The sequence below is a fragment of the Cohnella luojiensis genome (assembly GCF_004564235.1).
GTDB lineage: Bacteria > Bacillota > Bacilli > Paenibacillales > Paenibacillaceae > Cohnella > Cohnella luojiensis.
Genome location: NZ_SOMN01000024.1, coordinates 1 through 15,130, shown reverse-complemented (window position 1 = coordinate 15,130; position 15,130 = coordinate 1). Strand labels below are relative to the sequence as shown.

11 protein-coding genes and 1 riboswitch are annotated in these 15,130 nt (G+C 49.8%); of the genes, 4 read left to right on the top strand and 7 right to left on the bottom strand.

From position 1 onward, the window contains the following. Positions 1-580: 580 nt before the first annotated feature. The 3 genes from E2980_RS15815 to E2980_RS15805 form a co-directional block, all read right to left on the bottom strand. On the bottom strand, positions 581-1,894 hold the full coding sequence (locus E2980_RS15815) for an ABC transporter substrate-binding protein (RefSeq protein WP_135153148.1): 1,314 nt from the start codon (positions 1,892-1,894) through the stop codon (positions 581-583). A gap of 131 nt (positions 1,895-2,025) precedes the next feature. Beyond that, positions 2,026-3,663, bottom strand: coding sequence for a response regulator transcription factor (locus E2980_RS15810; RefSeq protein WP_135153147.1), 1,638 nt, complete (start codon positions 3,661-3,663; stop codon positions 2,026-2,028). Beyond that, positions 3,656-5,497, bottom strand: a complete 1,842-nt coding sequence (locus E2980_RS15805) for a sensor histidine kinase (protein WP_135153146.1) — start codon at positions 5,495-5,497, stop codon at positions 3,656-3,658. The genes E2980_RS15810 and E2980_RS15805 overlap by 8 nt, the downstream gene beginning before the upstream one ends. A gap of 172 nt (positions 5,498-5,669) precedes the next feature. Between E2980_RS15805 and E2980_RS15800 the strand changes: the two genes are divergently transcribed. Continuing rightward, a complete protein-coding gene (locus tag E2980_RS15800) occupies positions 5,670-6,560 on the top strand; it encodes a carbohydrate ABC transporter permease (RefSeq protein ID WP_135153145.1) in 891 nt (296 codons plus the stop codon). After that, complete coding sequence (locus tag E2980_RS15795) at positions 6,560-7,393, top strand: carbohydrate ABC transporter permease (protein WP_135153144.1); 834 nt, start codon at positions 6,560-6,562, stop codon at positions 7,391-7,393. The genes E2980_RS15800 and E2980_RS15795 overlap by 1 nt, the downstream gene beginning before the upstream one ends. 80 nt (positions 7,394-7,473) lie before the next feature. Here the strand turns inward: E2980_RS15795 and E2980_RS15790 are convergent, their stop codons facing one another. The 3 genes from E2980_RS15790 to E2980_RS15780 form a co-directional block, all read right to left on the bottom strand. After that, positions 7,474-8,484: an HD-GYP domain-containing protein gene (locus E2980_RS15790; RefSeq protein ID WP_167747148.1), complete on the bottom strand. Its 1,011-nt coding sequence runs from the start codon at positions 8,482-8,484 to the stop codon at positions 7,474-7,476. Between the two features lie 50 nt (positions 8,485-8,534). Next, on the bottom strand, positions 8,535-10,091 hold the full coding sequence (locus tag E2980_RS15785) for a FapA family protein (RefSeq protein ID WP_167747147.1): 1,557 nt from the start codon (positions 10,089-10,091) through the stop codon (positions 8,535-8,537). Positions 10,092-10,221: 130 nt separating this feature from the next. Further along, positions 10,222-10,308: riboswitch (cyclic di-GMP riboswitch) on the bottom strand. A gap of 227 nt (positions 10,309-10,535) precedes the next feature. Further along, a complete protein-coding gene (locus E2980_RS15780) occupies positions 10,536-11,603 on the bottom strand; it encodes a branched-chain amino acid aminotransferase (RefSeq protein WP_135153141.1) in 1,068 nt (355 codons plus the stop codon). Between the two features lie 125 nt (positions 11,604-11,728). Between E2980_RS15780 and E2980_RS15775 the strand changes: the two genes are divergently transcribed. Then, entirely contained in the window at positions 11,729-12,619 is an 891-nt protein-coding gene (locus E2980_RS15775) for a LysR family transcriptional regulator (protein ID WP_135153140.1), read from the top strand. 38 nt (positions 12,620-12,657) lie between these two features. Continuing rightward, entirely contained in the window at positions 12,658-13,182 is a 525-nt protein-coding gene (locus E2980_RS24285; RefSeq protein ID WP_167747146.1) for a hypothetical protein, read from the top strand. Positions 13,183-13,361: 179 nt separating this feature from the next. Here E2980_RS24285 and E2980_RS15760 read toward each other — a convergent pair whose 3' ends face one another. Then, the gene (locus E2980_RS15760) at positions 13,362-14,816 is read right to left on the bottom strand and encodes a DEAD/DEAH box helicase (protein ID WP_135153137.1); all 1,455 of its coding nucleotides are present in this window, start codon (positions 14,814-14,816) and stop codon (positions 13,362-13,364) included. Positions 14,817-15,130 lie beyond the last annotated feature (314 nt).

The following is a 15,130-nucleotide window of genomic DNA, read 5'->3' as shown; positions in this document are numbered from 1 at the left end:
GACGGAGTTGGTACGATTTCGTTACTTTCTCGGCTCGATTCGACTACGGCGGACGGAGTTGGTACGATTTCGTTACTTTCTCGGCTCAATTCGATTGCGGCGGACGGAGTTGGTACGATTTCGTTACTTTCTCGGCTCAATTCGATTGCGGCGGACTGGGTTAGCTAAGTTCCTTCGTTAATTCGGCTCGAATTAGCATCGGAGGGCAGAGTTAGATAAGTTCCTTCGTTAATTCAGCTCGATTCGACTGTGGAGGGCAAAGTTAGCTAAGTTCCTTCGTTAATTCGGCTCAATTTGTGGCAGTAGGCAGAGTTAGTAAGGTTTCGTTACTTTCTCGGCTAGATTCGACTGCAGCGGGCAGAGTTAGTAAGGTTTCGTTACTTTCTCTGCTCGATTCGAGTGTGGCGGGTGGAGTTAGTAAAGTTTCGTTACTTTCTCGGCTAGATTCGACTGCAGCGGGTGGAGTTAGTAAAGTTTTGTTACCATCTCGGGGTCAAGCCTAACAGGTATAATAAAAGCCTCCAACCCCACCATTAAGGTGGTTTTGGAGGCTCTATTACGTTACTCAGCCCAGCTTCAATTATTCCGCGGAACCGAATTGAACCCATGCTTTCTGAATTTCGTCGATCGCTTGATCCTTCGATTTGCTGCCGCCGATGTAGGCTTGCATCAATTCGCCGAATTTCTGGTGGAAAGTATCGAGCGAGTAGTTAACCGACAGGTCGCCGGATTTTTCCGTTTTCAAGATTTCTTCCATTTGCTTCGGCATGTCGAGGTTCGGCATCGGAGCATCCTTGATCGGCGGAATAACTTTAGCTACGTTAGAGAACCAGCCTTTGCCGTAGTCGGAAGTATACAGCCAGTTGAAGAACTCGATCGTTTCTTTGGCTACTTTGGAATCCTTGTTAATGCGGAGCGCTTGATCGGCGCCGGTGATGATCGTCGCTTGTTCGGCTTTATCGCTTACCGGATAACCCATGATGCCCAATTGGAAATCAGGGGTGATTTTCTTAATCGCTTCCTCGTCCCATGCGCCCTTACCGGTCATGAATGCCGCTTTGCCGGAAGCGAAATCGCTGACTTCGGCATTGCTGTCGCGCTCAAGAGGTTTGTCCGTACCGTGCTTCACGGTTTGATCGATGAAAGCGAAGAAATTGGTGTACAGGGCAGGATGGTCTTTGAATGTCGTTTCGCCTGCGATGAATTGATCGACTAACTCTTTCGCGCTAATGTTGGCGTCTAGAGCAGCCGCATCAACGAAGTGTTGCGCGATATGCTTCCATACCCACCACTCTTTATAAGCATTGGCGAACGGCGTGATTCCTTTGGCTTCCAGCTTCGCGATCGCGTCCGCCAATTCAGCGGTCGTCTTCGGTGGCGCGGCAATGCCGGCATCCGCGAGCAATTTCTTGTTGTACATTAGAACGAACAAGTTGCCTTTAACCGGAAGGCCAAGCACCTTGCCGTCCGTAGAGGTCATGTTCGAGCGAACGGCATCCGTCATCGCCGCAGCGAGCGGCTCGTTCGTCAAGTCTGCGCTGTATTCAGCGAAAGTATCAATATCTCCGCCGGCAGTCGTCTGGAATACATCAGGCGTGCTTCCCGCGGCTATTCGCGACTTAAGGATCGTGTTGTAATCGGCCTGCATGATCTCCAGGTTGATCGTAACGTTCGGTTTCACTTTCTTGTATTCCGCGATATAAGCGTTAAATGCTTCGGTGTATTCGGGAGAAGCCGTAAACATATTAATCGTTACGGGCTTGGAAGAATCGCCTTCCGCCGTTCCCGTGGCAGTGGCTCCGCCTTCGTTGGCGTTATTGTTGCTTCCGCATGCGGCAAGTATTCCAACGATCAGTACCAAGCTAATCGATAATGCGCTAAATTTTTTCAACACGGTAGTGCCCCCATTTCTTTGGTTGAATATTCGTCTACGATGCCTATTCTAAAGAATTAATGGGAGGATAAGAATGTACATAAGTGATGTGTTAAGGGTAAAAAAGTGGTTGGATGCAGCATGTTCGCTTTTTATCCATTCGCGGGATTTTCCCGATATTCCGACGGAGATACGGAGTAGTAATTCCTGAAAGCCTTGCTGAAATAATTCTTATCCTTATATCCGAGCATGGAAGAAATGTCCTGAATCTTCAAGGATGGATCATCTAACAGTACCTTAGCCTTGTCCATTCTGACCTTCTGCACATACTCGTGAATACCGAATCCGTAATGTTGCTTGAACAACCTCATCAAGTACTCCCTGCTCAAGTAATACTTCTCCGTAAACATCGAAATTTTAATGTCCTCGTAATAATGATTGTCGATATATGCCTTGATATCTCCTACATCGAACTGCCGATTCGCCGATTGGGACTTGCGGATTTCATCGGCATAATATTCGAGAACGCGAATGAGCAAGGATTCATATTGATCGAAGGTCGCGAAATCGGCCATTATTCCAATCCCGCGAAGGCCATTCTCGCCATTCGTCGGCAACCGCTCCGGGACAACCTTAAGCTCCAGCGCCATATCGTTCATGAGAATCACGAAATCATGAATCATACGGTCGGCTTCGCCGACGCTGAAGCCTTCCGCCGACCTCCACTTCTTCGCATAATCGCCCAATATGCTTCGCGCATGCTGGAGGTTCCCGCTTTCCAATGCATTCCGTATCATCGGTATTCGGCCCATCCATGAGCGGTTGTCCGTGCTCGCGAATTTGTCCGAGCCGCTGGCAACGGTCGTCCCTTGCAGCTTCAACAAGTCGATTCCGTAGATCGCCGATTTTGCGGAATCGTAGGAAGCGGAGATTTCCATCACGTCATCGCGAATGTCGCCGATCCCTATCAATACTAGAGTTCCGAACAGCTTGTTCAAGGTGGCGGCGACTTTGTTCATCTGATGAACGGCTCGGTAGGCCATATCCTCCCGATATCCGCCTTTCATCGTAACAACGGTGATGAGTTCCCTGTCCCGCTTGGGATTCGCGAAGCCAAAGCACTGGAAATGATCGCCCGCGATCTCGTTAATGACATTGGCTGCCGCGAAATGGAGCAAATCTACATCTTGATGAAACCGGTTGGTGCTGGTCTCCTCCAGATTCAGCACCCGAAGAACGATCGCAGCGAACCGGTTTCCCGAATCGTCAGCCCCGATCAAAGGCAACATCGCTTCGCTCAATTGATTCTTGGTGCTCCGCTCAATGATCGACAAGTATATCTTTTCCTTAAGCTTAGGCAAGGACATATTGAGAGCGATATTCTTGTTAATGAATTCGCTCTCCATCCGTCGCTTAGCTTCCAGTACGTTAAAAGCCTTGGCAAGCGCTTCATTCAGGTCGCCGCGGTTGATCGGCTTTAATAAATAGTCGACGACCTTGGAGTGAATGGCCTGCCTGGTATATTCGAAATCGTTATAACCGCTGATGACAATCGTCAACAACTGGGGATACTCCCGTTCGATCATACGGAGAAGGTCCACGCCGTTCAGCACAGGCATCTTCATGTCGATGATGGCCAGATCGATCTTGTGCTCCTCCAGCATCGAGAGGCCCATTTGTCCGTCCGTTGCTTCCAAGACTTGTCCGACGCCTAACCCTTTCCAATCGCCCAAAATGCGAATGGCTTCGCGCAGAGGCTCTTCATCGTCGACGATCAGTACGTTATACATAGCTGCCACTCCCCCGCGGTAACCGCATTTCCATCTCCGTACCCGTAGCATCCGTGCGGATGAATAGCTCCGCCTCTTCTCCGTAAAGCAATTTCAATCGCGTATTCAGATTGACCAATCCGATGCTTTCGCTTTCGTGATCGCGGTCCTCCCACTCGCTTTGGAACGACTGGACCACTTCCTCAAGCTTTCCCTCCTCGAATCCCGGCCCGTCGTCTTGGACGGAAATGACTGCATGGCTTGGAGTTAAGCGTGCCTTAACGGCAATCGTCACCGTGCCAGGCACCTTCTCGAGCGCATGCTTGATGGCGTTCTCGACAAGCGTCTGAATGGACAGCTTCGGAATTTCCAGCTCCATTAACGCTTGCTCCCAATCGTAAGTCACTTGAAGCCGATTGCCGAAACGCGCTTTTTGCAGCGCCATATAACGTTCAATGTGCTTCAATTCCTCCCTGGCATACACGACATCCTTGCCGCTAATGCAATATCTTAACGTTAGGGCTAGCGCGTCGACCATATCGGCGATATCGTAACGGTCGTTTTTCAATGCCTTAGTCGAAATCGCCTGCAGCGCGTTGTATAAGAAGTGGGGATTAATCTCCGCTTCCAGCGCCTTCAGTATCGCGTTCTTCTCAACCAGCTTCATTTTGTACCGCTCGTTAATCAAATCATTCGTTCTTTTCACCATCTGATTGAAATGACGGGACAAGTAAGCCAGCTCGTCTCGCCCCTTCACTTGCGTTTCGGCATCGAAATCTCCCGCACTGAACCGCCCCATCTGGTGGGACAGCTTCTTCAACGGCCTTGTAATCGCATTCGAGGTGAGGGATACGAGAATAACCGACAGCAGAAGAAAGAGAAATCCGATCAAGAAGCTCCAATTCCGGGTGGTGGTCGCCGCTTCGTAGATTTGTTTATAGGGAATGGGCTTAATTAGCTTCCAGCCTTCCCGCTCTCCAATGTCAAAGACGACAAGATACTTCTCGTCGCCCACATCCCAAGTTACGCGCTGATTTGGGCTTGCCGATAACCTATCAACTAATCCGAAGCCCTCAACCTGCCTATAGAAGGGAAGGTCATCCGCATAGAAGACCTCATTTTCCGGGCTTTGGAACAAGAGATGCTGCCCTTCGTTAAACGGGACATCCTTCATGATGGCGTCCATGGCGGACGAATTGAAATAGAAGGAAATGACCACCTGCGGCTGCCGGGATACGATGGTTCTCAGCACCCTGTGATAGGCCATGAAGCTATTCCCGGTGTCGATTGGATAACCTGCCGTCTCGGCAGGGGAGGCGACGAAGGATTGAAACTCCCGGTTGAACGGATCGCTCAAAGCGCGCTTGTACCAAGGCATGTCCTCGATAGCCTCCGCTATTCCCGTGCGAACCGTGATATTATAATTCTCTTTTGTAATGGAATAATACTTCCGCTGATCGACCAGGTAGAGACAGATGGATTCCAAATCTTTGCGGGAGAAATAGAGGCTGCGCAAATAATCCTCTAAGTACAGCCTTGAGGAGTAATCCTTGTCTTCGTGAATAATGGCGTTCGTGAATTTGTCGTACCGGATTTGGGGCAGGGACAGCTGCTCGATTCCGTCCAGATAATCCTCCAGGTTCTGATTGACCAGCAGAAGATTATTAGTCGTACTCGCGATGCTGTTGTTGACGGATTCCTTCTGCAGCATCTGGTACGAGATGACCGTCAAGGCCGTCACGACAAGGATAATGATCGACGTGAACAGCAGAATCAACTTATTAACCAGTCGCCGGGATATCCGTTCATATAAGAACGATGCGGCTATAAACACTTGTTTGATCAGGTTCTTCATAATCCTCCGGTCACGCGATTCCGTTCACCTTTTTACCCCTAATTGATTTCATAAATCCATTTTTGCGGGTAATAGGCTCATTTATAATACACAGTATAGTCGAAACGAGATGGCTATGTCATATCGCAGCTATAAGGCATTTACGCTTAACGCAGCAAGGAGAGGTGCAATCATGTTTAAATCGTTAGGGAGAAAATGGGGCGAAAAGCTGGAATTCGGTATTTTCACCTTGCCGGTTCTTATCTGCATCGCCGTTGCTTTCTACATCCCGTTCGCAATGACGATCCGGTACTCCATGACCAAGTGGAACGGGATTTCCAAACATCCGAAATTCATCGGGTTAGATAATTTCAAGCAAATATTCATGGGTGACGCCAACTTCGCCAACGCGGCATGGTTTACGGTCAAATATGCCATTCTCTACATCGTCATCGTGAACGTGCTGGCGATCGGGCTTGCCGTCATTCTGGACATGAAGCTGAAAAGCACCACATGGCTTAGGACGTCTTTCTTCATTCCATACATCCTTAGCCTCGTTATTGTCGGATTCATCTGGAAATTTATATTCATGCAAGGCTTTGAATCGTTGGGGGACAGTACGGGTTGGGCCATCTTTAAGCTCAGTTGGCTGGGAGAGCCCGGTTTGGCCTTCGTCTCCATCGTTGCCGTCTCGATCTGGCAGTCCATAGGTTTTTACATGGTGATTTATATTGCAGGCCTGCAATCCGTTCCCGAGGATCTTAAGGAAGCGGCTACCGTCGATGGAGCCGGGCCTGTCCGGAGATTCATCAGCATCACGTTGCCGTTATTAGCGCCATCCATCACAATATCCGTGTTCATGGCTTTGACCAACTCCATCAAGGTCTTCGATGTCATCCTTTCCCTAACGGGAGGAGGTCCGGGCGGGACAACCTACAGCATCGCGTTCGATATTTACAGAGATACCTTCCAGAACAACCTGTACGGATACGGCACGGCTAAAGCGCTCATTCTGTTCGTGGCCGTTCTGCTCGTTACCCTGATTCAGCTGACGCTCTTTAAGAGAAGGGAGGTTGAGGCATAATGAATAACCGCAGCAAAGCAGGACGAATCGTACTCGAGATCGTCATGGTCCTTCTTTCTCTCCTCTTCCTCTATCCGCTCTTCTTGGCGATTAATAACTCGCTGAAGAGCTTCGGAGAGGTCATGAGCGATGTCGTCGCGCTTCCTAAGCAGCTGGCTTTCGACAACTATTCCTACGTGTGGTCGTTCATCGACTACCCGCGACTGTTTCTGAACAATGCCATCATTACGGTCGTAGGGCTCGCGGGCATCATTCTAGTCTCGTCTATCGCCGCCTATAAGCTATCCAGGACGAAGTCCCGGGTAAGCGGCTTGATTTATATTCTCTGCATTATGCCGATGCTCATTCCCTTCCAGTCCATCATGTTGACCGTGCTCCAGTTGTCCAAGGATATTCATCTCACCAACAGCACTTGGGGACTCGGCGTACTCTACTGGGGATTCGGCGCTCCGCTGGCGGTATTCATCTATCACGGTTTCGTGAAGGGGATCCCGAAGGAGATCGACGAAAGCGCAACGATCGACGGAGCTTCGGGGTTCGGTTTGTTCTTCAGAGTCATATTCCCGCTGCTTAAATCGGTTACCGCTACGATTATCATTATCGATGTCATGTGGATCTGGAATGACTTCCTGCTTCCGCTCCTGATGGTGAACGGTTCTCCTTCAACGAAGACGCTAACGCTTGCGGCCTACACGTTCGTCGGACAATATACGTCGGATTGGCAGTATGCGATGACCGCCATGGTGATGGCCGTATTGCCATCCATCATCGTGTTCGTTTTCCTGCAGAAGTTTATCGTCAAAGGCGTCGTTGCCGGTGCCGTTAAGGGCTGATCAGGCATTGCTTAAAAACCGTGCGGAGTCTATCTCCGCACGGTTTTTAGATTGCATGACCCCCTACGATACGATAACCGTTATCCAACAATACTCTCTACGTGGATATCCTGCTCCTTGCTAAGATCAACATAACAGCCGTTTATTTCGACGAAGGGATGCGCCGGATCTTGCTCGCTGACCATCACGATCTTTCCTTCTCTTCCATCCGATAAGACAACCTTGTTCCCGATGAGCAAGTCCATGATTCTTTTCAGGAAGCTGAGAGTAATGGCTGGATCCAGCGTACCGTATGCATTGTCCGACATTTCTTTAAGTACTTTATAAAAAGGAACGGGATTTTTGTATACCCGCTTGGACACCATCGCGTGAAAGACATCGGCAACCGCTACGATTTTGCTGTATACATCGATTTCGCTTCCCTTTAACCCGAAAGGATACCCGCTTCCATCCTCGCGTTCATGATGCTGCAGGGCAACATAAGCATGCCTCTCGGGAATTCCGGCAGATTGCTTGATGATTTCGTAACCATAGACGGTATGATCTTTCACCAACTCGTATTCCTCGTCCGTTAATTTCCCGGGTTTGTTAAGAATCGCGCTCGGTATCTTTGCTTTCCCGATGTCGTGCAAGAAGCCCGCGGTTGTAAGCTCCAGCAATTGGACTTCATCGAACCCCCGGGCTTTGCCGATTAACTTGGACAATAAAGCGACGCCTATACTGTGCCTGTAAACATACTCGTCATATAACTCCAAATGGCTGAGAATTTGATTCAGGTTCGGGTGATTGCTCATTTGCATAATCATTGGAACGATCCTATCGCGTATGACCGTGAAAGGGATTTGGTCCAAATTTCTGGCATGGTCGAACAAATCCCTAACCTCTTTAATCGCGGAATCGACGAGATGGAGAATCGTGACGGGCTCGACGTCGTCTTCCGAAAGAATGATCCGTTGCGAGGCAAGCATGACGATATTTTTTTTCGTCAATACTCTCCAGGCCGGAATAACCAACGTTCCTGTTTCGTTATATATGTTTTTGTTTAATCGCTTGCCTACGTATACGTCTTGCCTTGATTGACCCTCATTCATTCTACCAACCACTTTCCGTTTTCGGACTTCTCTCATTAGCTTTCGATAGCTTAGCCATGCTTCTTTAGCGTCTGGGTATCGAAGGTCGTATTATCGACGGGCTCAAAGATATCCGTGCAATATTTTCCTATGCAAACCCTGCCGGAGTACATCTTCTTGACTCGTATTTTTAGTTTGGCCTTGAGTACGGAATTAGCCCCTGTTTGCCCGCCGATGACCTTGGCCGATATGCTGTCTCCCGCTTCGAGCCGAGAGCCCCTGCAAATCGAATGATCAGACCTAAATATGATGTTCCCGGCGGAGAGTAGATTGCAGAGCACCACTCCGTCGCGATGAATCACGATATCGCCGTTAGACTTCAGCTCGCTGTTCTGGCATTGATTTATGCTGATTTCAACTTTCTCCTCCTGCATCCGGGCTACTTCGTTATGGGTATCCCGAAGCAGGGCGAGAAAGCTCTGCACGAAGCCGTATGTCGCGATCTCCAGAAGTTTCGGGGGCTGCGAGAATATCGTAGATATCTCCTTCAGCTTCTCGTATTCCCCTTGTTTAATGTGCTGGATATTCGAGATGACGTACAATAGCTCTTTTACGGTGGCGGTGATCTCTTTCATCTTGGTTTCCAAGAGCAACAACACGATTTGCCCGAATCGTAAGGTCTGCCTCTTGGCTTCGAAGGCTTCCGTTAACATCTTGGAAGCGGCCAATAGCTTCTCTATGTAATCGCATAATAGTTTCGAAGTATTGTAGAGACGATTGAACAATACGCCAAAAAAGCCGGAGTACAGCTTGCTTGCTATGACGTTCCCTCTAACGTTAATGCTGCCGGTCGCCGTAATGGTAGAGTTAAAGACATTTCCGAAAACGTACACGTTCCCTAGCGATTCAATGATCATATTATCCGTAACGTCCCCGTATACGGTCACATCACCCGAAAAACCGATGTTGCCCGTCTCGATATCGACGTTCCCCGATACGATATAAGAAGTAGAGACATCGAAGGTTTTGATCTTGCCTCCCGTAATTCTGGGCCTGCCCTGCACCCTTGCGATAACGGTTCCATCAGGAGTCAGCTCTACATTAGATTTCGCGACGATAAGCAGGTCTTTGGGTGGGTCGGGCACCGTGACGCTGCCCAGGACGTCATATCCGATGACGCCGTCGATCGGCGAAAATTTCTTCGCCATCACATCTCCTTTGTTAACGGTCGGTATACGCAGATGGTTACGAAAATCGATCGCTCCACCCACTTCGAAGAACTCGCTCATTACTTGTTGGGAGAAATAAATTTCCAAGCGCGCGTCTTTGCCTGGTATCGGTTCCTTACCTCTCGCCACGATAACCGGTTCATAGGTAGGGACTAGCAGCTCCTGCTGGATAGCGGCAAATTCGATTCGGGCTTTAATGGACATCTGCTCGATCCGGGCGACGACTTCACTCAGCTGTACGGTCTTCCGCTCAAGCGCGTGAAGATGCAAGTAGGCCAACATCTTGTCCTCTGAAATGGTGACCTCGAACAGAGGTTGCTCTTCGATCTCCCAGGGTATTCGATCTTCCGCTGAAACCTTTGATTCCCATAAGACTTGCTTGTCGTAATTCTCCTTCAAAATAAGCACCTCTCGAATCACAAACTCATAGCTTTTTGCCCCATGCATGCTAGGACATGGGGATTTATTCTTTTCTATTCGAAATAAAAAAGACATCCTCCGATTGGAAGATGCCTGGGCCAGCACCCCATTCGGAAGCTTGGCGGCCATAGGGCATTAGCCCCTTAGGTCCATAGCTTTGCGTCCCTTTTTTTCAAAAGGTTTGCCTTTTTCGTGTGTGCGTTCGTGGTTGTATAGAACTTTTCGACTAACATTATGGAAATATCTAGATTTAGATGTAGGCATTAATACCTTCATTATAAGTTTAAAGTCGCATTTTTTTCAAGTGATTGGCGAATTATTGTAAAAAAATGTTACATTTTCGCTGGATCTGTCGAATTCGATTGATAAACAATTAAAAAAGCTGCTCAAAAGCTGGGCGCTTCTGAGACAGCTTATGGTTGATTACACCTTCTCGATCCAACCGAACGGATCTTCGACCGTCCCTCTTTGCACGCCGGTTAAGAAATCGTACACCTTCGACGCAAGCGGGCCGGTTCTGCCGCCATTAAGCGACAGCTTGTCGCCTTGCCAGTTCAGCTCCCCGATCGGCGAGATGACCGCGGCCGTTCCCGTTCCGAACGCTTCCTCTAAAGTGCCGCTCCGATAGGCCGCTACCAACTCGTCGATAGAGATCGTTTTCTCCTCGACCTCGATATTCCAATGGCGCAGTACCCGGATAACCGAATCTCGAGTTACTCCTTCCAAAATACTTCCGTTTAACGCCGGCGTAACGACTTTATTGCCGATTTTGAAAAACACGTTCATGCTGCCGACTTCCTCGATGTATTTCCGATGCACGCCGTCGAGCCACAACACTTGAGAGTAACCTTTCTCCGTTGCCTCTTGCTGCGCTTTGAGCCCTGCCGCATAGTTCCCGCCTGTCTTGGCATTGCCGACACCGCCCGTAACGGCACGGACATACTCCGACTCCACGTAGATGCTGACAGGATTGATTCCTTCCTCGTAATACGAGCCTACCGGCGAGAGGATGATCATGAAGTGGTACTTCTCGGACGGCGATACTCCCAAAGTAGCCTGCGTTGCGATCACGAATGGGCGAATATACAGCGAAGTTCCTAGTTCAGACGGAATCCAATCTTCGTCTACCTTGATGAGCTGTTTCAAGGCTTCCATGACCAGTCCCTCGTCAAGGGAAGGAATGCTGAGGCGGGTATTGGAGCGGTTGAGCCGCTGCAGGTTCTTATATGGACGGAACATGAGGATGCGGCCGTCCGGAGTCTTATAAGCCTTCATCCCTTCGAAAACCGTCTGCCCGTAGTGAAACACTTTGGCTGCGGGATCCATTAGAATCTGCTGATAAGGGACAATCCTCGGGTGGTGCCAGCCCTCTCCCGAATCGTAATCCATGATGAACATGTGGTCGGTGAAAAATTTTCCGAAGCCCAACTGCGAGATTTCCGGCTTCTCCTTAGGAGCGGAAGTTCGCTCTACGTTGATTTTGATTCCCATTCGAACATCTTCTCCTTACCTATAGCGGTTATAGTTGAATGATAGCAGAGCATTAAGTATATTGATAATATCTGTTTTATCGGTTATCCATACCTTGAAGGTATGGAAGAAGGGAGAAGCTTCGGATGGATATGCGACAGCTTCGATATTTCCTGGCGATTGCCAACGAAGGGCAAATCACTCGCGCGGCCAAGCAATTGAATATGGAACAGCCACCTCTAAGCCGACAGCTTAAAATGATGGAGCAAGAGCTCGGAGTCGTCCTGTTCGATCGCAATGGGAAGCAATTGCAGCTCACGCAAGCAGGGGAGCTTCTGCGTCAGCGGGCGGTGGCTCTCATGAACCAATTCGACGAGACGATCACCTACGTGCAAGAGCTTGGCGAAGGCGTTCAAGGCGTGTTATCCATCGGAGCCGTCGTTTCCTGTATTTCCTTATTGCCCCCTACCATACGCCGATTCTCTGAAAAATATCCGCAGGTCACCTTTAAAATCCAAGAAGGCGACCATTACCTGCTCGGCGAGTTGCTTGAGAATCGGGATATCGAGCTCATCGTATCGCGGCTGCCCTTCCAATCGGACTTCCAATCGCAGCACTATTCCGTGCTGCCGCTGCCGTCGGACCCGTTCGTCGCCGTTCTTCCATCAGAATGGTGCCTTGATAAGGATCAGAAAACGATGACCCTTCAGGAGCTTGTCCAATTTCCCTTTCTAACGTTAAAGACGGATAGAACGACGGGTATGCACAACCAAATCTTCCAAGAACTCAAACAGCACGGATTGGAACCGAGAATTCTTAGCGAGTGCTCTAGCGTTGCCATCACGGTATCTTTGGTCGCCAATGGGTTAGGAGTCGCCATCTTGCCGAAGTCCGTCATGACCTCCTTCGCTTCCCCGAACATTAAGCAGGTGGCGATCTCCAACGCCGAATTTCAAAGCGAGGTCGGAATCGTATGGCTGAAGGATCGGCACCTCTCCAAGAGCGCTCGGCATTTAATGGCGATTATCGGGGAGTGAGCCGGGTGCGGCGGCAGTGATGGCGGTGAAATGCGGAGGTGGGCGGAGTTGGTAAGCTTTCGTTACGATCTCGGCTCGATTCATCCGCGGCGGGTGGAGATAGTAAAGTTTCGTTACTATTTCGGCTCGATTCGACTGCGGCGGGCGGAGATAGTAAAGTTTCGTTACTATTTCGGCTCGATTCGCCCGCGGCGGGCGGAGTTAGTAAAGCTTCGTTACTATCTCGGCTCGATTCGACTGCGGCGGGCGGAGTTAGTAAAGTTTCATTACTTTCTCGGCTCGATTCGGCTGCGGCGGGTGGAGATTGTAAAGTTTCGTTACTCGGATCGATTCATCCGCAGCGGGTGGAGATAGTAAAGTTACGTTACTATTTCGGCTCGATTCGCCTTCGGCGGGCGGAGTTAGTAAAGCTTCGTTACTATCTCGGCTCGATTCGCCTGCGGCGGGCGGAGTTAGTAAAGTTTCATTACTTTCTCGGCTTGATTCGGCTGCGGCGGGTGGAGATTGTAAAGTTGCGTTACTATCATCGGCTCGATTCGCCTGCGGCGGGCGGCGTTAGCTAAGTTCCTTCGTTAATTCGATCCGATTCGGCGGCGGTAGGCAGAGTTAACGAGTTTCCTTCGTTAATTCAACCCGATTTGGCGGCGGTAGGCTGAGTTAGCGAGTTTGCTTCGTTAATTCGACCCGATTCGGCGGCGGTAGGCTGAGTTAGCTAAGTTCCTTCGTTAATTCGGCTCTCGTCTTAATTCCCTTTAGCTTCCTGGACCTTCAACTGCTTGCCTTTAACCGTCGTATTCTTCATAACCTCGAGGACATGCGGTCCTTTACCATTAAGGATGTCGATGAAAGTCACGCTGTCCTGTATCGTAATAATGCCGATATCCTCCGCCGTTACGCCCTCGATCCGGGCAAGCGTACCTACGAAGTCCACGGTCCTTAGCTTCTTATTCTTGCCGCCGTTGAAGTAAAGCTTCATGATGCTCTTATTCAGCTGTTCGTTCTTATCCTTCTTGATCGTCGGCTGAACGCTTAGCTTCTTCTCGAAGGCCGCTTGTCTAAGCGACACTTCATCCTTGGAAGGAGCCTTCCTTCTGCGGATTTCAAACCCGATATAGCCTTCGATATTCGCCAGGAACTTGTCCTCGCCCGGAGTGGCGAAGCTGATCGCCTTCCCTGCCTTGCCCGCGCGGCCCGTTCTGCCTGTCCTATGCACGTAACCTTCGGCATCCTGGGGAAGATCGTAGTTGATAACGTGCGTGATGCTATCGATATCGATTCCCCTGGCCGCTACGTCCGTCGCGACTAGATAGCGGAACGCCCCTTTCCGGAACTCGTTCATCACCTTGAACCGATCCTCTTGCTCCATGCCTCCATGGATCTTCCCGCATCTGAAGCCAAGCTGATCTAATTGCCTGTAGACCTTGTCCACTTGCTCCTGAGTGCGCCCGAAGATGATGCAGCTATCCGGGTTCTCGACCACGATGAGGTCTTGGAGCAGCTTTGGCTTATCCCCGTCCTTTACCGTGATCAGGGAGTGATCGATCAATGGGTTCGACGCCGTTCCTGCCGCCGCGGCAATCTCGATATCCACGGGATTCCTCATGATTTTATGGCAAAGCTTCTCGACATCCTTAGGCAGCGTGGCGGAAAATAGCAAGGTCACCCTATCCTTCGGAAGCTTCTGTATGATCTTCTCTACTTGCTCGATGAATCCCATGTTAAGCATCTCGTCCGCTTCGTCGATGACTAGATAACGGATGAGCTCCAAATCGAGCGTACCTCTCTCGATATGGTCCATTACCCGCCCCGGTGTGCCAACGATGACATGGGTTTTCTGCTTTAATTGGGCGGTTTGCTTCGCGAAGGATTCTTTGCCATAGAGGGATGTCGCCTTAATCCGTTTGAATCTCCCGATGTTCGTAATATCCTCGTTTACTTGCACGGCTAACTCGCGTGTAGGCGTTAAGATCAAAGCCTGCGGCTTATTCTCTTCCCATTCCACCAGCTCGCATATCGGTATCCCGAACGCAGCTGTCTTGCCGCTCCCCGTCCTGGATTTCACGGTCAGGTCTTGCTTTTTAAGCGCGATCGGTATCACTTTACTCTGCACGTCGGTCGGCTGCTCATAACCTAATCCGCTTAACGCTCGAACGATTTCTTCGCTTAATTCAAAGTCTGCGAAACGGTTGCTGCTCATCTATTACCCTCATCCGTTGTTTTATATTGGCTTGCTTTTAGTTGTTTCCATGACGCCCCTCTTACAACCCTTTTCCCATTATACGCTATCTCGCGCTCCCAAGGTCATTCCCTTGCCAAATCCAATATCTCCATCGCCGCGAGATCAGGCCGATAGTGATGAACTTGACACTCCACACGGCTAAAGCCGTGGGATTCTTAGCTAGTTAGTACGTCCGCAGTCTGTTTCCAGTTTGGACAACTGCTAAGGTTGGGGCTGTGCCATCAGCCAATCCTAAGACAGTGCGTATAGCATCTTAGGCTGACAGACTGTTA

Coding starts and splice junctions, on each gene's coding strand:
- E2980_RS15780 (WP_135153141.1), bottom strand. CDS start 11,603: ATGGGAATCAAAATCAACGTAGAGCGAACTTCCGCTCCTAAGGAGAAG.
- E2980_RS15790 (WP_167747148.1), bottom strand. CDS start 8,484: ATGAATGAGGGTCAATCAAGGCAAGACGTATACGTAGGCAAGCGATTA.
- E2980_RS15795 (WP_135153144.1), top strand. CDS start 6,560: ATGAATAACCGCAGCAAAGCAGGACGAATCGTACTCGAGATCGTCATG.
- E2980_RS15800 (WP_135153145.1), top strand. CDS start 5,670: ATGTTTAAATCGTTAGGGAGAAAATGGGGCGAAAAGCTGGAATTCGGT.
- E2980_RS15805 (WP_135153146.1), bottom strand. CDS start 5,497: ATGAAGAACCTGATCAAACAAGTGTTTATAGCCGCATCGTTCTTATAT.
- E2980_RS15760 (WP_135153137.1), bottom strand. CDS start 14,816: ATGAGCAGCAACCGTTTCGCAGACTTTGAATTAAGCGAAGAAATCGTT.
- E2980_RS15775 (WP_135153140.1), top strand. CDS start 11,729: ATGGATATGCGACAGCTTCGATATTTCCTGGCGATTGCCAACGAAGGG.
- E2980_RS15810 (WP_135153147.1), bottom strand. CDS start 3,663: ATGTATAACGTACTGATCGTCGACGATGAAGAGCCTCTGCGCGAAGCC.